At 67.2% G+C, this 18,494-nt stretch carries 20 protein-coding genes; 14 read left to right on the forward strand and 6 right to left on the reverse strand.

The window, feature by feature from the left end; all coding sequences use genetic code 11:
* Position 1: 1 nt before the first annotated feature.
* The 4 genes from ABDJ85_RS17790 to ABDJ85_RS17805 are packed head-to-tail and all read right to left on the reverse strand — an operon-like array spanning position 2 to position 4,751.
* Positions 2 to 580 (reverse strand): acyltransferase, encoded by a 579-nt coding sequence (locus ABDJ85_RS17790; protein WP_347706136.1) that lies wholly within the window; start codon positions 578 to 580, stop codon positions 2 to 4.
* A complete protein-coding gene (locus ABDJ85_RS17795; protein WP_347706137.1) occupies positions 580 to 1,641 on the reverse strand; it encodes a Gfo/Idh/MocA family protein in 1,062 nt (353 codons plus the stop codon). The genes ABDJ85_RS17790 and ABDJ85_RS17795 overlap by 1 nt, the downstream gene beginning before the upstream one ends.
* Before the next feature lie 21 nt (positions 1,642 to 1,662).
* Positions 1,663 to 2,751, reverse strand: coding sequence for a GumC family protein (locus ABDJ85_RS17800; RefSeq protein WP_347706138.1), 1,089 nt, complete (start codon positions 2,749 to 2,751; stop codon positions 1,663 to 1,665).
* Positions 2,752 to 2,762: 11 nt separating this feature from the next.
* The gene (locus tag ABDJ85_RS17805) at positions 2,763 to 4,751 is read right to left on the reverse strand and encodes an SLBB domain-containing protein (protein ID WP_347706139.1); all 1,989 of its coding nucleotides are present in this window, start codon (positions 4,749 to 4,751) and stop codon (positions 2,763 to 2,765) included.
* A 228-nt stretch (positions 4,752 to 4,979) separates the two neighbouring features.
* On the opposite strand from ABDJ85_RS17805, the gene ABDJ85_RS17810 reads away from it, so the two are divergent.
* Both ABDJ85_RS17810 and ABDJ85_RS17815 read left to right on the forward strand, forming a co-directional pair.
* Positions 4,980 to 6,152, forward strand: a complete 1,173-nt coding sequence (locus tag ABDJ85_RS17810) for an MraY family glycosyltransferase (RefSeq protein WP_347706140.1) — start codon at positions 4,980 to 4,982, stop codon at positions 6,150 to 6,152.
* On the forward strand, positions 6,145 to 7,608 hold the full coding sequence (locus tag ABDJ85_RS17815) for a DEAD/DEAH box helicase (protein ID WP_347706141.1): 1,464 nt from the start codon (positions 6,145 to 6,147) through the stop codon (positions 7,606 to 7,608). Before ABDJ85_RS17810 ends, ABDJ85_RS17815 begins: the two co-directional genes overlap by 8 nt.
* A 12-nt stretch (positions 7,609 to 7,620) precedes the next feature.
* On the opposite strand, the gene ABDJ85_RS17820 is transcribed toward ABDJ85_RS17815, so the two are convergent.
* Entirely contained in the window at positions 7,621 to 8,379 is a 759-nt protein-coding gene (locus tag ABDJ85_RS17820; protein ID WP_347706142.1) for an SAM-dependent methyltransferase, read from the reverse strand.
* Positions 8,376 to 8,951: a Maf family protein gene (locus ABDJ85_RS17825; protein WP_347706143.1), complete on the reverse strand. Its 576-nt coding sequence runs from the start codon at positions 8,949 to 8,951 to the stop codon at positions 8,376 to 8,378. Before ABDJ85_RS17825 ends, ABDJ85_RS17820 begins: the two co-directional genes overlap by 4 nt.
* Positions 8,952 to 8,977: 26 nt before the next feature.
* Here ABDJ85_RS17825 and ABDJ85_RS17830 point away from each other — a divergent pair, with 26 nt between their 5' ends.
* The 12 genes from ABDJ85_RS17830 to ABDJ85_RS17885 all read left to right on the forward strand — a co-directional run bounded on the left by ABDJ85_RS17830 (position 8,978) and on the right by ABDJ85_RS17885 (position 18,464).
* A complete protein-coding gene (locus tag ABDJ85_RS17830; protein WP_347706144.1) occupies positions 8,978 to 9,532 on the forward strand; it encodes a YceD family protein in 555 nt (184 codons plus the stop codon).
* Between the two features lie 168 nt (positions 9,533 to 9,700).
* Positions 9,701 to 9,886, forward strand: a complete 186-nt coding sequence (gene rpmF / locus ABDJ85_RS17835; RefSeq protein WP_347706145.1) for a 50S ribosomal protein L32 — start codon at positions 9,701 to 9,703, stop codon at positions 9,884 to 9,886.
* A gap of 117 nt (positions 9,887 to 10,003) precedes the next feature.
* Positions 10,004 to 11,083, forward strand: a complete 1,080-nt coding sequence (gene plsX, locus ABDJ85_RS17840) for a phosphate acyltransferase PlsX (protein WP_347706146.1) — start codon at positions 10,004 to 10,006, stop codon at positions 11,081 to 11,083.
* Positions 11,080 to 12,078: a beta-ketoacyl-ACP synthase III gene (locus ABDJ85_RS17845; protein ID WP_347706147.1), complete on the forward strand. Its 999-nt coding sequence runs from the start codon at positions 11,080 to 11,082 to the stop codon at positions 12,076 to 12,078. The genes plsX and ABDJ85_RS17845 overlap by 4 nt, the downstream gene beginning before the upstream one ends.
* A gap of 19 nt (positions 12,079 to 12,097) precedes the next feature.
* Entirely contained in the window at positions 12,098 to 13,039 is a 942-nt protein-coding gene (gene fabD, locus ABDJ85_RS17850; RefSeq protein WP_347706148.1) for an ACP S-malonyltransferase, read from the forward strand.
* Between the two features lie 5 nt (positions 13,040 to 13,044).
* Complete coding sequence (fabG, locus tag ABDJ85_RS17855) at positions 13,045 to 13,788, forward strand: 3-oxoacyl-ACP reductase FabG (RefSeq protein ID WP_347706149.1); 744 nt, start codon at positions 13,045 to 13,047, stop codon at positions 13,786 to 13,788.
* 89 nt (positions 13,789 to 13,877) lie between these two features.
* Positions 13,878 to 14,117: an acyl carrier protein gene (gene acpP, locus ABDJ85_RS17860; RefSeq protein WP_056204266.1), complete on the forward strand. Its 240-nt coding sequence runs from the start codon at positions 13,878 to 13,880 to the stop codon at positions 14,115 to 14,117.
* 15 nt (positions 14,118 to 14,132) lie between these two features.
* On the forward strand, positions 14,133 to 15,377 hold the full coding sequence (fabF, locus tag ABDJ85_RS17865; protein WP_347706150.1) for a beta-ketoacyl-ACP synthase II: 1,245 nt from the start codon (positions 14,133 to 14,135) through the stop codon (positions 15,375 to 15,377).
* Between the two features lie 31 nt (positions 15,378 to 15,408).
* Positions 15,409 to 15,822, forward strand: a complete 414-nt coding sequence (locus ABDJ85_RS17870; protein ID WP_347706151.1) for a hypothetical protein — start codon at positions 15,409 to 15,411, stop codon at positions 15,820 to 15,822.
* Positions 15,815 to 16,399, forward strand: coding sequence for a sigma-70 family RNA polymerase sigma factor (locus ABDJ85_RS17875; protein WP_347706152.1), 585 nt, complete (start codon positions 15,815 to 15,817; stop codon positions 16,397 to 16,399). The genes ABDJ85_RS17870 and ABDJ85_RS17875 overlap by 8 nt, the downstream gene beginning before the upstream one ends.
* Entirely contained in the window at positions 16,393 to 16,980 is a 588-nt protein-coding gene (locus tag ABDJ85_RS17880; RefSeq protein WP_347706153.1) for an RseA family anti-sigma factor, read from the forward strand. Before ABDJ85_RS17875 ends, ABDJ85_RS17880 begins: the two co-directional genes overlap by 7 nt.
* A gap of 35 nt (positions 16,981 to 17,015) precedes the next feature.
* Positions 17,016 to 18,464, forward strand: coding sequence for a DegQ family serine endoprotease (locus ABDJ85_RS17885; RefSeq protein WP_347706154.1), 1,449 nt, complete (start codon positions 17,016 to 17,018; stop codon positions 18,462 to 18,464).
* The last annotated feature ends 30 nt before the right edge of the window (positions 18,465 to 18,494 follow it).

An 18,494-nucleotide genomic window follows, 5' to 3' on the forward strand; every position in this document is an offset into this window, starting at 1 on the left:
GTCAGTCCTGGATCAGTTCGCAGCGACCGTCAAGCAGCCGATAGCGATCGCCCGTGTGTGGGCAGGTGGCGGCATCGCCGTCGAAGTGCAGGCGCTCGCCGTGGCGGCTCATCCAGCCGGACTGCCGGGCAGGCACGCCGACCATCAAGGCAAAGTCGGGCACGTCGCGGTTGACGACGGCGCCAGCGCCGATGAAGGCGTAGCGGCCGATGGTGGTGCCGCAGACGATGGTGCTGTTGGCGCCCAGCGTGGCGCCCTGGCGCACGACGGTGCGGCGGTACTCGGCCTTGCGGGTGACGGCGGAGCGGGGGTTGTAGACGTTGGTGAAGACCATGCTCGGGCCGCAGAAGACGTCGTCTTCCAGCGTGACGGCGTCGTAGACCGAGACGTTGTTCTGGATCTTGACGTTGTTGCCGATCACCACGTCGTTGCCGACGAAGACGTTCTGGCCGAAGGAGCAATCACGCCCGATACGCGCACCACCGCTGATGTGCACGAAGTGCCAGACGCGGCAGCCGTCGCCCAGTTCGGCGCCGGCGTCGACGATGGCGCTGGGGTGGATGGTGGTGGCCGTGGCCATCAGTAGTGCAGCGGCAGGTTCACGCGCTTGCCGTCGCGGGCCGATTGGTAGAGGCCGATCAGCAGCTCCAGGGACTTGAGGCCCTCGCGGCCATCGGTCTCGGCGTTGGCCTTGCCCTGCAGCACGTCGATGACGTTGCGGTAGTAGAGCGGGTGGCCAAAGCCGTAGACCGAGGTGGTCTGGTAGCTGGCGTCCTGGATCTGCGCATCCATGGCGTGGGGCTCGGCAAACTCCCAGTGCTTGATCTCGTTGACGGCCATGCCGCCGACGACCACGCTGCCCTTCTCGCCCAGGATGGTGATGGAACCTTCCAGGTTCTTGGGGTAGGTGAGCATGGTGACGTTGATCGAGCCCATGGCCCCGTTGCGCCACTTGATGGCCGCGACGCCGGTGTCCTCGACCTCGATGTTGCGCGCCAGGGTGCCGGTGTAGGCCATGATGCTTTCGACCGGGCCGACGATCCAGTCCAGCAGGTCCACGTAGTGGCTGGCCTGGTTCATGAAGGCGCCGCCGTCGAACTCCCAGGTGCCACGCCACTTGGCGCTGTCGTAGTAGGCCTGGGGGCGCGACCAGAAGACGTTGACCGTCACCATGTAGATGCGCCCGAAGCGGCCCTGGCTGACCGCGTTCTTCAGCATCTGCAGCGTCGGGTTGCGACGGTTTTGCTTGACGACGAAGAGCCGCACGCTCGCCTCGTCACAGGCGCGCACCATGTCCAGGCCTTCTTGCCAGCGTGTGGCCATGGGCTTCTCGGTCATGACGTGGAAGCCCGCCTTGGCGGCTTCAATGCACTGGCGCGGGTGCAGGCCGCTGGGGGTGGTGAGCACCACGCAGTCTGCCTCGGTGGCGGCCAGCATGGACGCGAAGTCGGCGTGGCCGCGCGCGCCGGTCTGGGCGACGGCGGCTTGCAGCGCGGCGGGGTCGGTGTCGCAGACGTCGACCAGCTCCGCGTCGTCAGCCAGCTTCTTGATGGACTCGAAGTGGTTCTTGGCGATGCGGCCACAGCCGGCGAGTGCAAAGCGGACCTTGCGGCCCTGGATGGGGGGATGGGTGGGCTTCATGGCCGGAAGACTTTCAAACTCTCAGGCGCCGGAGGCGCGGCGGCGGGCCAGCGCTAGGGCCACGGCGGCGGCGAGACCCAGCCCGAAGCCCACGATGGCGAAGATGCTGCGCTTGGGCTTGGATTTGCGTTCGGGCACCAGGGCCGGGTCGATGACCTGCACCTGGCCGCCTTCACGGCTTTCGTCGACGCGAGCGATCTCGTACTGGCGGGCGATCAGGTCGTACAGCGTCTCTTGGTACTTGAACTCGCGGTAGGCGCCGATGTAGCCGCCTTGGGTGACTCCCGCCTGCTCGGCGCGGGCCTGGCGGTCCATTTCGCCGCGCAGGGCGGCCACCACAGCCGATTGCTGCAGCACCTCGGGGGCTTGGTCGGCCAGGTTGCGGCGCATGGCCTGCAGGCGCACTTCGGCGGTGGTCAGCTCGGCACGCAGGCGGGCCAGTGCCTCAACGGCGGCCTTGGGCTCGACCTTGATGGCGCTGCCTGCGAGCCCGCTGCCTTGCAGCGCGGCCTGTGCGGCGTCCAGCTTGACGCGCACCTGCTTGAGCTGAGACTCGAAGAACTCGCGGCGCTGCTGGGCCTCGCTGAGGGTCAAGCTCGCGGCCAGCTTCCGCAGTTCCTCGACGTAGGCATTGGCAATGTCAGCCGCACGCTGGGGATCGTGGTCATCCACTTCGATGCTGATCACGCCGTCCTTCTTGCCGAGGCTGGCGCGTGTGCGCTCAACCAGGGTGATGCGAGCGTCGTGCTTGAGCTTCTCGTCGTAGACCTTCAGCAGATCAAAGCGGTCTAGCAGACGGTCGGCGACGCTGCGGCTCTGGACGAAGGCCACGTACTGGTCACCTGTGTTGCGGATGGCACCTGAAAGGCCGGCAAGTGCACCAAGTGATGCCAATGCCCCACTGGCGCTGGACTGCTGCGATTGGGGCGGCAGGAAGCTGGTGCGTGCGGTGAAAGTGGGCTTGATGAGATAGCTCAGGCCCACTGCGAGCGCCGCGACCAGGAACGGCGTCGCCACCGCAACGCGCCAGTTGGCCACCAGCGCGCCAACGATGTCTGTCAAGTTGAGGTCGGCCGGCGCGCCACCGGAGGCTGGCGTTGGAGTTGTCATCACCGCGCGCCTCAGTTCTTGAGCGCCTTGAGGCCAGCAGCCCCGAGACCGAACTGGTAGAAGATCTGCGTCCAGTCGCGGGCGCTCTGGACGAAGGTGGACTTGTTCAGCTCTTCCGGCACAAAGATGGTGTCGCCGGGCTCCGCGTGGATCGCGGTCAGCCCAGAGTTGCTCGACATCCACCCCGAACTCTGGCGCGCGCTGAGCACGCTGCCATTGGCACGGACAACGAAAGTGCTGCCAACGTCGGCCCCCCGCGTCGGCCCGCCCGCCTGCTGTAGAAAGTCCTGCAATGCACCGCCGCGCCCGAACACGAAACTGCCTGCATTGAAGACCGAGCCAAAAACACCCACAGTGCTTGGTCGGGCCGGGATGACCAACCGGTCACCGTCTTCCAGCGCGAGCGCGGGCAAGGACGTTGCTGAGGGTGTCATTTGCAAAACGATGCGGCCGGTGGGGCGAACCGTGCGCATGCGTTCGACCAGCTTGCCGGTGCTGGTCTGCCGAGCTGTCTGAACTGTGGCCTCTTCGGCCGTCGTGGCGCGCTGAGTGGAGGCAGAGCGCACGAGCTCGTTTTCCAAGTCCCGCATGGCACGTTCGTAGTTCATTTCCTGCTGCTGTCGCACGCTTTCCCGCAGGAACTCCGCGCCAAACGGGAAGGCTCCGGGCGTCAGGCCGCCGGCTGCGGTCACCGCATCGGCCAGCGTGCTTCCCGGGGGCAGGATGTACTCGCCCGGTCGCAGCACTTCACCTTCAATGCGGACCCGCTTGTTCTGCCGCTGCTGCGGCTGTGCCGCAGTGATGGCGCTGACGGCCCGCACCACGTCACCCGCGCGCGGTAACTGGCTGCCTTGCTGGGGCAGCGCCAGCTCGACAACTCGCTGTTCGCTGCGTTGGCTCAGACGCTCGATGAGCAGACGCGACCGGTCGGCGACTGCTGTGAAGCCGCCGCCCATGGCGAGCAAATCAGCAACCGTTTCGCCGGCTTTGAGTTCGAAGACGGCCGCGTTGTTGACGCTGCCAATGAGGCCGACCTGTTCACCGACGGCCGTGAAGTGGATGACGTCCTCGGGCTGCAAGCGGCGGTCTGAACTGCGATCGCCCTTGATGAGCAGGTCGTACAGGTCGAACGCCACCGGCGCGGCGCCGGCGCGCCTGAGTTCGATGCGGCGGAAGCTGCCGGCGGCGTTGGGCCCGCCAGACAGCATCACCGCGTTGATCAGGGAGGCAGCACCCGTCACGGCATAGGCGCCCGGGCGCTGGGCGTAGCCCGTGACGTACACCCGCATCGTGCGTAGACGGTCGATCGAAGCGCTGAGCTTGAAGTTCTTGAACACCTGCGCCACCCGCGACTGCAGCGTGGCGTTGAGCTCATCCTGGCGCAAGCCTGCCACCATGACTGGGCCAACGCGAGGCAGGTGGATGCGGCCGAGGCGGTCAACCGTGGGGTTCAGATCGCCCTCGACGGAGCCCCACAAGGTCACTCTAAGCTCATCGCCAACGCCAATCACGTAGTCCGGCGGCACCAGGGCGCCGGATTCGGCATCCACAACAGGAACACTGTCGCCAGAAATCAAGCGAGCGCCAAAGCGCTCAATGACTAGATCTTTGTTCTCCACAAGCCCTTGGACGTATTGCTCGAACTCTCCGGGCTGATACGGCGTTGTGGGCTGCACCACCGGACGTTCGCGCCGGTCGTCGTCGTCGGACCGCCGGTCCCGGTCTTTCTCGCGGGGCTTATCGTTGTCTCGTGCACGGTCGTCGCCGCGATCACGGCTATTGCGCCCGCGGTCACTTTCGCTGGCCTTGCGTTGCGATTCCAGGCGGTATACCCCGGATGGCTCCGCTGAGCCATTCGATGCATTGCTTGAACGGGCATCTGAGTCGGTAGCAGCCAGGGTTGGCATCACCATGACAGTGAGCAAGCTGGCAAGCGCGAAGACCGAGCCCACCCGCCGGTTGGCTCCGTTGCAAATGGAGGTGAGGGTGCTTTGAGTCATGCGAATAGGGTCATGCCGGGAGCCATCCTGGCGGATGAAGGCAATACATGTGGCCGGACAACGGCCTATAGCAAAGCGGCGCGAGATTCTAGGGGACGCATGGAGGCACATCGGGCTATAGCGGGCGGATAAACTGCTGCCGGTCGCGTACTCGTTTCGGGGTTGTCGGCTGACGGGGTGTGACAGCAAGGTATCGCCCACTGCCTGGCTCTTGAGGGAACACAGGACATGCTTGTCGTCTTCTTTCTGAGCTTCTTCTGCGCCGCAGCCCTGACCTTGCTGCTCGTGCGTTCGTCGCACCTGCACGGCGGGCTGTCCAAGGACTTTGATCTGGCGGGGCCGCAGAAATTTCACTCGCGGCCGGTGCCGCGCATCGGCGGTGTCGGCATCTTCGCGGCCTTTGCGGCGGGTGTGCTGACGCTGGCCTGGCGGCAGGTGACGAGCTTTGAGTGGGTGCTCACGCTGCTGCTGTGCTGCGCGCCGGCCTTCGTCTCGGGCTTGGTGGAGGACCTGACCAAGCAGGTCAGTGCACTGCGACGTCTCAGCTTCACGGCGTTGTCGGCGCTGCTGGGCGCCTGGCTGCTGGATGCATCGATTGCGCGCACCGAGATCCCGGGGCTGGACTGGATCGCCGCAATGCCGGTGGGCGCCGCCGCCCTGGCGGTGTTTGCGGTGGCGGGCGTGGCCAATTCGGTCAACATCATCGATGGCATGAATGGCCTGGCGTCCATGTGTGTTGCCATCATGCTGGCCGGCTTGGCCTATGTGGCCTTGCAGGTGGGCGACACGCTGATCGCCAGCCTGGCCATCACCGTCATCGGCGCGACGCTGGGCTTCTTCCTCTGGAACTACCCCAACGGCCTGATCTTCCTGGGAGACGGCGGCGCCTACTTCCTGGGCTTTGTGCTGGCCGAGCTGGCCATCCTGCTGCTGGCGCGCAACGACACGGTGTCGCCGATGTTCCCGCTGCTGCTGTGCGCCTACCCGGTCTGGGAGACGGTGTTCTCCATGTACCGGCGCAAGCTGCTGCGGGGTCGCCCGGTGGGCATGCCGGATGGCATTCACCTGCACAGCCTCATTTACCGGCGCCTGATGCGCTGGGCCATCGGCAGCCGGGATGCAGCCATCCTGACCCGCCGCAACGCGCTGACGGCGCCTTACCTCTGGGTGCTGTGCAGCCTGTCCGTCATCCCGGCCACCATCTGGTGGGACGACACCCAGGCGCTGCAGATGATCCTGGTGACCTTCGTCGTGGGCTATGTGCTGCTGTACTGGCGGATCGTCAAGTTCCGCACCCCGAAGTGGCTGGTGCTGCGCGTGCCGCAAGCCGTGGCGCCGCCGCCCGTAGCTGCCGCCGGGGCCTCGGTTTCCAGGGGCGGGGATAATCCGCCGCATGATTGACACCCACGAGCCGGCACTAGACGCCGCGCCAGCCGCCCGTTTCGACACCCTCCCGCTCGACCCCAAGCTCCTGCGGGCAGTGGCCGATTCCGGCTATCTGACGATGACGCCCATCCAGGCCAAGGCGATTCCCATCGTGCTGGAAGGGCGTGACGTGATGGGTGCGGCCCAGACCGGCACCGGCAAGACGGCGGCGTTCTCGATCCCGCTGCTGCAGCGCATGCTCAAGCATGAGAACCCCAGCGTGTCGCCCGCGCGGCACCCGGTGCGGGCCCTGGTGTTGGCCCCAACGCGCGAGCTGGCCGACCAGGTGGCCGAGAACGTCAAGAAGTACGCCAAGCACACGCACCTGCGCTCGACCGTCGTCTTCGGCGGCATCGACATGAAGCCGCAGACCTTGCAGCTCAAGGCGGGCGTCGAGGTGCTGATCGCAACACCGGGCCGCTTGCTCGACCACATCGAGGCCAAGAACTGCGTGCTCAACCAGGTCGAGTACGTTGTCCTCGACGAAGCCGACCGCATGCTCGACATCGGCTTCCTGCCTGATCTGCAGCGCATCCTCAGCTACCTGCCCAAGGCGCGCCAGACTCTGCTGTTCTCGGCCACTTTCTCGCCCGAGATCAAGCGCCTGGCGCAGAGCTATCTGCAGGACCCCATCCTGGTCGAGACCGCGCGTCCCAACCAGACGGCCTCCACCGTCGAGCAGCGCTTCTACGGCGTCACGGACGACGACAAGCGCGGCGTGATCCGCCAGATCCTGCGCGACCGCTCGATCCGCCAGGCCATCGTGTTTGGCAACTCCAAGCTCGGCGTCGCGCGCCTGGCGCGTTCGTTTGAGCGCGATGGCCTGCGTACCGCCGCTCTGCACGGTGACAAGTCGCAGGACGAGCGTCTCAAGTCGCTTGATGCCTTCAAGCGTGGCGAGGTGGACCTGCTCGTGGCCACCGACGTGGCGGCGCGGGGCCTGGATATCGCCGACCTGCCGGCTGTCTTCAATTTCGATGTGCCCTTCAATGCCGAGGACTATGTCCACCGCATCGGGCGCACGGGCCGCGCCGGCGCCTCGGGCCTGGCCGTGACCCTGGTGACCCGGGCGGACACCCGTCTGGTGGCCGACATTGAAAAACTCATCAAGCGCAAGATCGAGGTCGAACCCTTTGAGGTCGAAGGCGAGCGTCCGCGTTTCGAGTCCCGTCGCCGGCGCGAAGAGGCGCCTGTCGAAGAAGAAGCACCGGCGCCCCGCGTGAGCCGGCCTTCGTTCCGCCCGGTGGCGCCGTCTGCGGACCCGTTCTTTGACAAGCCCTACGAGTCTTCCGAGCGCGTCGAACCCGCCGCCTGGGAGAAGGGCAAGCCCACCAGCCCGGCGCCCAAGGGCCTGTCGGCCTATATCAAGCCCAAGCGTCAGGTGGCGGCACTCTTTGGCGGCAAGCCCAAGGCGCCCGCCGAGTCGGCCTGATCGAGGCGACTCTCAGGCCAGCAAAGCGAAGACCGCGGGCACCTTGTCCGGCAGGCTGCGGCCTGAGCGCTTCCAGTCGGCGACCGTGGCCGTGTGCGTCCAGCCGCCCGGCAGCGTGAGGCCCACCGAGATCGACAGCCGGGTGCTGGGCTTGAGCGCAGCCAGCAGGGCCTGCCGCAGCGCCTCGTTGCGGTAGGGCGTCTCGATCATCAGCTGGGTCTGCTGCTGACGCTGCGACAGTGCTTCAAGCTCGCGCAGCCGTGCCGTGCGGGCGGCGGCCTCCACCGGCAGATAGCCCACGAAGGCAAAGCTCTGGCCATTGAGGCCGCTGGCGGCCAGCGCCAGCATCAGGCTGCTGGGCCCCGAGATCACCACCACCTCCAGGCCTTGCGCGTGTGCCAGCGCGACGAGGCGGGCGCCCGGGTCGGCAACTGCCGGCAGGCCGGCCTCGGACAGCAGGCCCAGGTCGTGCCCGGCGTGGGCCGGCGCCAGCAACGCAGCCCAGTCGGCGCTGTCGTCGCCCGTGGCGCGCCCCTTGGGCGGGCGCGGCAGCTCGGTGATCTGCACCGCCTGCAGGGGCTGGGCCAGCGGTGTCAGCTGCGCCACCCGCTTGAGCAAGGCTCGCGTGGTCTTGGCGTTCTCGGCGGCCCAGTGCTGCAACTGCGCCGCGCGGTCGATGGCTTGCTGAGGCAGCACCTGGCGCAGGTCGAGGCTGTCGTCCACGCCAAAGTCCAGCGTGTTGGGCATCAAGATGAGGCGGCCGCGCGTCATGCCAGCGGGTCCAGGCCAAAGTGGCGCAACAGGGCGCAGGTGCGGATCAGCGGCAGGCCGATCAGCGCGGTCGGGTCGTCCGACTCGACAGCCTCTAGCAAAGCGATGCCGAGGCTTTCCACCTTGGCGCTGCCGGCGCAGTCGTAGGGCTGGTCCAGCCGCAGGTAGCGCTCGATGGCGGCGTCACTCACATCGCGCACCCGCACCGTCACCGTGGCCACATCGGCCACCAATTCCGGGCCGCGTGCCACGGCCACGGCGGTGTGGAAGTGCAGGGTCTTGCCCCGCATCCGCTGAACCTGCGCCAGCGCGACTGCGTGGCTGCCGGGTTTGCCCAAGGCGGCGCCGTCCAGGTCGGCGACCTGATCGGAGCCAATCACGATGGCGTCTGGCCGCCCCAAGCCGCCGGCCCGCGCCTTGGCGGCTGCCAGGCGCGTGGCCAGTTGCAGCGGCGTCTCTCCCGGCAACGGGGTCTCGTCGACCTGGGGGTCCACGGTGTCAAAGGGCAGATGCAAACGGACCAGCAGTTCGCGTCGGTATGGCGAGGTCGAAGCCAGGATCAGGGCAGTCATGCCGGGATTTTCTACACTCCGGGCCTATGAAACGCAGTCACGTCGCCACCAAGCTCGACCTCGAAGCCTTCGCCCGCGATGGCGCCAGCCTGGCCGGCGAGTGGCCGGCCGCCGACCTGCCGAGGCTGGTCGAGTCCGGGGCGCTGGACCATCCTGCCGCCCAATGGCCCGCCGTGCGCTGGAGCCTGCAGGGCGAATTGCGTCAGCCCCGCGCGGCGGCCGCCCAGATCTGGCTGCATCTCCAGGCGCAGGCCGAGCTGGACCTGACCTGCCAGCGCTGCCTGCAGGCCTACCGCCAGCCGCTGCAGGTGGACCGCTGGCTGCGCTTTGTGAGCGAAGAGGCGGAAGCGGCCGCCCTCGATGCCGACAGCGACGACGACGTGCTGGCGCTGGAGCGCCACCTCGACGCCCAAGCTCTGGTGGAGGACGAACTGCTGCTGGCCTTGCCCATCGTGCCGCGCCACGAGGTCTGCCCGCAGCCGCTGGTGGCAGCCAACACCGAGCTGCCCGACGTCGAGCCCGTCCGCCCCAACCCCTTCGCGGCCCTGGCCGCGCTGAAGCCTTCGCCCAGCAAAGACTGAGCGGTCTTCAGCCGGCTTGGCAGGAAAAGCCCGTGCTGCTACAATGGCAGGCTTTTCTGCGGTCGGGATGCGCTTGGGCTTTCGAGCCGGCAAGTCACCGGTGTGAGCGCAGAACCTTCGCTGTTTCTTCTGCGCTAGCCCCTCAGAACTGATCTCTGGAGAATCCTCATGGCCGTTCAACAAAACAAGAAGTCGCCCTCCAAGCGCGGCATGCACCGTTCGCACAACGCCCTGGGCACGCCCGGTACGGCCATCGAGCCCACGACCGGTGAAGTGCACCTGCGTCACCACATCAGCCCGACCGGCTTCTACCGTGGCCGCAAGGTGCTCAAGGGCAAGGCTGACGCCGCCTGATCGTTGACCCGTGCGTGTTGCCTGCGGCAAAGCCCCAGGCCGCGCTCCTGAGACACCCACAACCCGGCCTGCGAACCTCGCTGTGCCGGGTTTGGTCTTTGTGGATCCCCACATCCCATGACCGCTTTGCAGCCATTGCCCGATCCGATTCGCCTTGCGGTGGACTGCATGGGCGGCGACCACGGCCCCAGCGTCACCTTGCCGGCCTGCCAGGCATTTCTGGCCCAGCACCCGCAGGCCGAGCTGATCCTCGTCGGACGCGCCGAAGCCTTGGCGGCTGCCCGCGCCTGGCCGCGCTGCCATGTCGTCGAGGCCACCGAAGTCGTTGAAATGGACGACTCCATCGAGGTGGCGCTGCGCAAGAAGCGCGACTCGTCGATGCGCGTGGCCATCCAGCAGTTGCGCCCGAAGGAGCCTCAAGCGCTGCTCGCCCACGCCTGCGTGTCGGCGGGCAATACCGGCGCGCTCTGGGCTGTGGCCAAGTTCGTGCTCAAGACCCTGGAGGGCGTGGATCGCCCGGCGATCGCGGCCGTGATGCCCAACCGCCGGGGCCGCTTCACCACCGTGCTCGACCTGGGCGCCAACGTCGACAGCACGGCCGAAAACCTGCTGCAGTTCGCTTTCATGGGGAGCGCCCTGGTGGCGGCTGTGGAGGGCATCGAAGAGCCCAGCGTCGGCCTGCTCAACATCGGTGAAGAAGCCATCAAGGGTAGCGAAACCATCAAGCGCGCTGGCGAGCTGCTGCGCGAGGCCTCGGCCGCTGGTCAGCTCAACTTCCATGGCAACGTGGAAGGCAACGACATCTACAAGGGCACGACCGATCTGGTCGTCTGCGATGGTTTTGTCGGCAACGTCATGTTGAAGACCTCGGAAGGCTTGGCCGGCATGATGGGCGACTTCATCAAGGACGAGTTCAGCCGCAACGGCCTGACCAAGCTGGCGGCACTGGTGGCGATGCCCGTGCTCAAGCGCTTCAAGCGCCGTGTGGATCCGCGTCGCTTCAATGGCGCGGCCTTGCTGGGTTTGCGCGGATTGGTCTTCAAGAGCCATGGGTCGGCCGATGCCGTGGCGTTCGAGAACGCTCTGGCGCGCGCCTATGATGCCGCCCGCAACCGGCTGCTCGACCGGGTCCAGGACCGCATCGTGGCCACGCTGCAAGCCGCAGGGAACACGTCGCCGGTCGCCACCGCTGAATGACCGCCTCCTCGACCGCACTCCCGCCTTCCTCGCGCATCCTTGGCACCGGCAGCTACCTGCCGGCAAGGCGAGTGACCAACCAGGACCTCGCGGACCAACTGGCCCGTGACGGCATCGAAACCTCGGACGACTGGATCGTCGAGCGCACCGGCATCCGCGCGCGCCATTTCGCAGCAGACGGCGAGACCACCAGCGATCTCGCGCTGCCGGCCGCACGCGCCGCGCTGGACGCGGCGGGCCTCACGGCCGACGAGATCGACCTGATCATCGTCGCCACGTCCACGCCCGACATGGTCTTCCCGTCCACCGCCTGTCTGCTGCAGCAAAAGCTCGGCATTGCCGGCTGCGCGGCATTCGACGTGCAGGCGGTCTGCTCCGGTTTCGTCTATGCGCTCAGCGTGGCCGACGCCATGATCCGCACCGGTGCAGCGTGCAAGGCGCTGGTGGTCGGTGCCGAGACCTTCTCGCGCATCCTCGACTTCAAGGACCGCACGACCTGCGTGCTGTTTGGCGACGGCGCCGGTGCCGTGGTGCTCGGGGCCAGCGATGCGCCCGGCCTGCACGCCACCGAGCTGCACGCCGATGGCCGGCACGCGGACATCCTCTGCACCCCCGGCACCGTGGCCGGCGGTCAGGTCTCCGGTGTGCCCCTGCTGCGCATGGACGGCCAGGCCGTCTTCAAGCTCGCCGTCGGCGTGCTGGAGAAAGTCGCCCGTTCGGTCCTCGACAAGGCCGGCGTGCCTGAGACCGACATCGACTGGCTGATCCCGCACCAGGCCAATATCCGCATCATGCAGGGCACGGCCAAGAAGCTGCGCCTCTCGCTCGACAAGCTCATCGTCACCGTCGACGAGCACGGCAACACCTCTGCTGCCTCCATCCCGCTGGCCCTCGACGTGGCCGTGCGCGATGGGCGCATCCAGCGCGGCCACAAGCTGATGCTCGAAGGCGTGGGCGGCGGTTTCACCTGGGGCGCGGCCCTGCTGACTTACTGATCCATCCCGTTCTTTCGCCATGACTGCACGATTCGCTGTTGTCTTCCCGGGCCAGGGCTCCCAGGCCGTGGGCATGCTCGATCCCTGGGGCAACCACCCCGAAGTGCTGCGCACCTTGGCCGAGGCCTCCGAGGCCCTGGGCGAGGACGTCGGTGCCCTGATCCATGCCGGCCCCAAGGACCAGCTCGACCTCACCACCAATACCCAGCCTGTGATGCTGACGGCCGGCATCGCCGCCTGGCGCGCCTGGGTGGCCGAGACCGGGCTGCAGCCGGTGGCCGCTGCGGGTCATTCACTCGGCGAGTACACCGCCCTCGTGGCCGCTGGCAGCCTGAGTCTGGCTGACGCACTGCCCCTGGTGCGCTTCCGCGCCCAGGCCATGCAGCAGGCCGTGCCCGTCGGTGCCGGGGCCATGTACGCCGTCCTGGGCCTGGACGGTGATGCCGTGCGCGCCGGATGCGCCCAGGCCGCCGCCGAGACCGGCGAGGCCATCGAGGCCGTCAACTTCAATGACCCCAAGCAGACGGTGATCGCTGGCAGCAAGGCCGGCGCCGAGAAGGCGGCCGAGATCCTGAAGGCCGCCGGCGCCAAGCGGGCGCTGCCGCTGCCGGTGTCGGCACCGTTCCACTCCAGCCTGATGAAGCCGGCCGCTGATGCGCTGCGCGAGAGGCTGGCAAGCGTCACCTTTTGCGCGCAGGCCTTCCCGGTCGTCAACAACATCGACGTTGCCGTCACCGACAACGCCGACGCACTGCGTGACGCGCTGTACCGCCAGGCCTTCGGCCCCGTCCGCTGGGTCGAGGTGGTGCAGGCGCTGAAGGCGCGCGGCGTCACCCACATCGTCGAATGCGGCCCCGGCAAGGTGCTGACCGGCATGGCCAAGCGCATCGATGCCGAACTGCAAGCCACCTGCGTGGCCGACCCTGCCACCCTTGCTGAAGCCCGCACTTTGTTGGGCTGACCACCATGACTGACACCACTTCCTTGGGCGTTGCTCTCGTCACCGGCGCTAGCCGCGGTATTGGCCGCTCTATCGCCACCAAGCTGGCTCAGGACGGCTGGCGCGTGATCGGCACGGCCACCAGCGAGTCCGGCGCCGCCGCCATCACCGAGGCCCTGGCGCCCCACGGCGGACGCGGCCTGGTGCTCAACGTCACCGACGGCGCCAGCGCACAGGCGGCTGTCGATGAGATCGTTGCCAAGGACGGCGGCCTGCACCTGCTCGTCAACAACGCCGGCATCACCCGCGACGGGCTGTCGATGCGCATGAAGGACGAGGACTGGGACGCTGTCATCGACACCAACCTCAAGGCCGTCTTCCGACTGTGCCGCGCGGCCACCAAGCCGATGATGAAGCAGCGTGCCGGTCGCATCGTCAACATCACCTCGGTCGTGGGTGCCTCGGGCAACCCGGGCCAGGCCAACTACTGCGCGGCCAAGGCCGGCGTGGCGGGCCTCACGCGCTCGCTGGCACGCGAACTCGGCAGCCGTGGCATCACGGTGAACTGCGTCGCCCCTGGCTTCATCGCCACCGACATGACTGAGGTCCTGCCCGAGGCGCAGAAGACTGCGCTGCTGAGCCAGATTCCCTTGGGCCGCCTTGGCCAGCCGGGCGAGATCGCGGCGGCCGTGGCCTTTCTGGCCAGCCCTGCGGCCAGCTACATCACCGGCACCGAACTGCACGTCAACGGCGGCATGTTCATGAGCTGATTCCCCTTACGGGCAGCCACCTAGGGCCGCAGCTCTAGAACTCGTAGAATGCGCGGCTGTTTTTCTTTCCCCCTACTCCTGGAGGAGTCATGAGCGATATCGAAGCACGAGTCAAAAAAATCATTGCCGAACAACTCGGTGTGGCTGAAGCCGACGTCACCAACGAAAAGGCTTTTGTGGCCGACCTCGGCGCTGACTCCCTGGATACCGTCGAACTGGTGATGGCCCTCGAAGACGAGTTCGGCATCGAGATCCCCGACGAAGAAGCCGAGAAGATCACGACCGTTCAGCTCGCGATCGACTACGCCGTCAAGCACCAAAAGGCCTGACGCGCCCGCACCCGCATGACCCGTAGAAGAGTTGTCGTCACCGGCCTGGGCCTCATCAGCCCTGTGGGCAATACGGTGACCGAAGGCTGGGCCAATATCCTGGCCGGCCGTTCCGGCATCGCCACCGTCACCCGCTTTGACGCCAGCATCCTGGCCTGTCATTTCGCGGGGGAGGTCAAGGGCTTCAAGATTGACGAGTACATCTCGGCCAAGGAAGCCCGGCACATGGACACCTTCATCCACTACGGGCTGGCCGCTTCGATGCAGGCCGTGCGGGATGCCGGTTTGCCCACCGGCGACCAACTCACCGAAGAGACGGCCGAGCGCATCGGCGTGATGGTGGGCTCGGGCATCGGCGGCCTGCCGCTGATCGAAGAGACCCACACCGAGCTGGTGAATCGCGGCCCGCGCCGCATCTCGCCGTTCTTCATTCCGGCCTCGATCACCAACATGATCTCGGGCCACGTCTCCATCCAGTACGGCTTCCAAGGCCCCAACCTCGCCATCGTCACGGCCTGCACCACGGGCCTGCACTGCATCGGCGAAAGCGCTCGCATCATCGAGCGCGGTGAAGCCGATGTGATGGTGGCCGGTGGCTCCGAGGCCGCCGTGTCGCCGCTGGGCATTGGCGGTTTCGCGTCGGCCCGCGCGCTGTCCACCCGCAATGACGACCCGGCCACCGCCTCCCGCCCCTGGGACAAGGACCGCGACGGCTTTGTGCTGGGCGAGGGCTCGGGCGTGCTGGTGCTCGAAGAGTACGAATACGCCAAGGCTCGCGGCGCCAAGATCTATGCCGAGATCGTCGGCTTTGGCATGGGGGCGGATGCCTTCCACATGACGGCCCCCAACGTCGACGGCCCCAAGCGCTCCATGCGCGCGGCGCTGCGCGATGCCGGCCTCAACCCCGACCAAGTCCAGTACATGAACGCTCACGGCACCTCGACGCCGCTGGGCGACGTGAACGAGACCAACGCGACCAAGCTGGCTTTTGGCGACCATGCCAAGAAGATGGTCATCAGCTCGACCAAGTCCATGACCGGCCATCTGCTCGGTGGCGCGGGCGGCATTGAGTCCGTCTTCACGGTGCTGGCCATCCACCAGCAGATCGCGCCGCCCACGATCAATATCTTCAACCAGGATCCTGAGTGCGACCTGGACTACTGCGCCAACGCTGCGCGGGAGATGAAGATCGAGTACGCCGCCAAGAACAACTTTGGCTTCGGCGGCACCAACGGCACGCTGATCTTCAAGCGGGTCTGATCCCGCGTTCACGTACCGCAGCGCGACGGCCATGCGCCAAGCGCCCCCTCTTGTCGTCGTGGTGCTGCCCGATCGGCGTGCGGCCTGGGCGGTTGCCGCCTGCGTCACGCTAGCTGCAGGGGGGCTGGCGCTGCGCTTCCTGCCGTGGGCGCTGCTTGGCCTGCCCTTGGTGGCCTGGTTGGGGTTCAGGCTTGCCCGCCCGGCAGAGCGCCGCCTGCGGTTCGATGGGCAGCAATGGTGGCTGTTAGCACCAGGGTGGCGTGACGAAGTGCAGGTCAACCTGCGGATCGCCATTGACCTGGACGGTTGGCTGCTCCTGCAGGCCACGGCAGCCACCTCACGTTGGATTCGCTATTACTTCCCCTTGAATCGGGCGGGGCAAGGCAGCATCTGGGGGCAGCTACGGGCCACGTTGATTTCGGCCCCGACCCGCCCCCATGGATGACGCAGACGCTTTTCTCGTTGCCCAGGCCCAGTCTGGCAGCCAAGCCGCCTTCGAGATGCTGGTGCTCAAGTACCAGCGCCGCGTCGAGCGCTTGCTGGCCCGTTCCGTGCGCGAGCCCGACCTGGTGGCCGATCTGTGCCAGGAAACCTTCCTGAGTGCCTGGCGCGCCTTGCCGCAGTTCCAGGGTGGCAGCGCCTTTTACACCTGGCTCTACCGCATCGCCATCAACCTGGCCAGCAAGCAAGCCCAGCGCCAAGGCAAGCGTTTGGTGCTGGAGACGCAAATTGATGGAACTTTTGAGCCCGAGCCGGATCCAAGCCATCAGGACACGCCCGAAGCCCTGCTGGCGAGCCGCCAGATGGCAGAGCGTTTGAACCAGGCGGTGGACGCTCTGGCCGACGATCAACGCCAGGCCCTGTTGCTGCGTGAGGTGGATGGATTGAGCTACGAAGAGATCGGAGAGTTGATGCAGTGCGCGCCCGGCACCGTGCGCTCGCGCATCTTCCGCGCTCGTGAGGCGGTGGCTGCCAAGCTGCGCCCCTTGCTCGACCGCGCACGGGGAGCCGGGCGATGGTGAGCGAGCGCCTGCAGCAAGCCCTGTCGGCCCTGGCCGATGGCCGTGCCACGGCCCAGGAGTGGGCCGAGATCGAAGCCGCCTGGGCCCACCAGCCCGAGCTGCGGGCTCAGTGGGCCGAGATCGCCTGGATCGGTGATGGCCTGCGCTCGCAAGACCTGCTGCGCCAGCGGGTGTCTGATGAAACCCTGCAGGCTGCGCTTCGTGCCTCACCCCATGCCACCCCCAACGCCGGACCACGCGCGCGCCGCGACTGGTGGGCGCCCGCCGCCGCCGTAGCAGGCCTGGCGCTCGTGGCTTGGTTGGTGCCGGGCCTGCGCGGCGAGGCGCCCGTGGTCATCGCAGCGGCACCCGCCACCACCAGCCCCTTGGCCGGCGAGAGCTTTGCCCAGGCCGTGGCGGCCCCCAGCTACGGCCGCAACCCCGGCGCCTGGTCGCACCTGCCAGCGGCTGGTGGTGTGCGCGAAGCGAGCCTCGGGGTCGCGCCTGCGCCTGTTTTCCCTTGGGACCTGGCGGTGACGCCGCCTTGGGTCCCGTCCCTGCCCGCGTCGGACCCGGCCTCCGGGCCGGCCGTGCGTCGTTGACTGTCCTTGTCCATTTCAACCTGACTAGAACTCCTATGCCCCAAGCCCCTCGTCGTCTTGTGCTTGCGCTGGTTGCCGGCGCATTGAGCCTCAGCCTGTTCGTGCCGGTCGGCAGTGTGAGCGCGCAGCCGCGTGTCGAGCTGCCCGATTTCAGCGAGTTGGTCGAGCGCGTTGGCCCCGCCGTCGTGAACATCCGCGTGTCAGAGAAGGTGCGCGGCGGTGTGTCGATCAATGGCATCCCGGAAGAGATGCTGGAGCAGTTCCGGCGTTTCGGCGTGCCCGTGCCAAATCAGCGTCGCGGCGCCCCGCGTGGGGGTGACGATGACGACGGCCCGATGCGCAAGGGCGTCGGCTCGGGCTTCATCCTGAGCAGCGATGGCTATGTGATGACCAATGCCCACGTTGTGGGCTCGGCCGATGAAGTCATCGTCACGCTGACCGACAAGCGCGAGCTCAAGGCCAAGATCATCGGCAGCGACCAGCGCTCCGACGTGGCCGTGGTCAAGATCGAAGCCACGGGCCTGCCGGTGGTCAAGATCGGCGACAGCAGCAAGGCCAAGGTCGGCGAATGGGTGATGGCTATCGGCTCACCCTTCGGCCTGGAGAACACCGTCACCGCCGGCATCATCTCGGCCAAGCAGCGCGACACCGGCGACCTGCTGCCCCTGATTCAGACCGACGTGGCCATCAACCCCGGCAATTCAGGTGGCCCGCTCGTCAACCTGAAGGGCGAGGTGATCGGCATCAACTCCCAGATCTACAGCCAGAGCGGTGGCTACATGGGCATCTCGTTCTCGATCCCCATCGACGAGGCGATGCGGGTGGCCGACCAGCTCCGCGCCGGTGGCCGCGTGGTGCGTGGCTTCCTGGGCGTGCTGCCTGATGACCTGTCCAAGGAAGTCGCTGAGTCGCTCAAGCTGCCCAAGGCCGCAGGTGCCGTGGTGCGCCAGGTGACCGAGGGCAGCCCGGCGGACAAGGGCGGCGTCGAGGGGGGTGACGTCATCACCAAGGTGGATGGCAAGCCCGTCGAGAAAGCGGCTGACCTGCGCCGCCTGATCGCTGCCGTCAAGCCAGGCCAGAAGGCCACGCTCCAGGTCTGGCGCCGGGGCGCCTTCAAGGACCTGGTGATCACCATCGGCGAGGACGAGCGCAGCAAGCGCGCCACCAATGCCGACCCCGACGCCGGCGACAAGTCGCCCAACCCGGCCGCCACACTGGGCCTGCGCCTCGGAGACCTGAGCGACGCCCAGCGCAAGGAGGCCAAGGTCAAGGCCGGCGTGCGCGTCGAGTCGGCCAGTGGGGTGGCTGCCAAGGCCGGCCTGCGCGAGGGCGACATCATCTTGTCGGTCGACAACGTCGAGGTCAGCACCGTCAAGCAGTTCCAGGCCCAGGTCGCCAAGGCCGACAAAGGCAAGGCGCCGCTCAACCTGGTCGTCAAGCGCGACGACATGGTCAGCTTTGTGCTGATCAAACCCAGCCGGTAATCCAGGGCCCCCATTGTTGGGGGGCAATCC

Origin of the sequence: Roseateles paludis (assembly GCF_039872745.1) — a bacterium.
In the GTDB taxonomy this organism is placed as follows: Bacteria; Pseudomonadota; Gammaproteobacteria; order Burkholderiales; family Burkholderiaceae_C; genus Pelomonas; species Pelomonas paludis.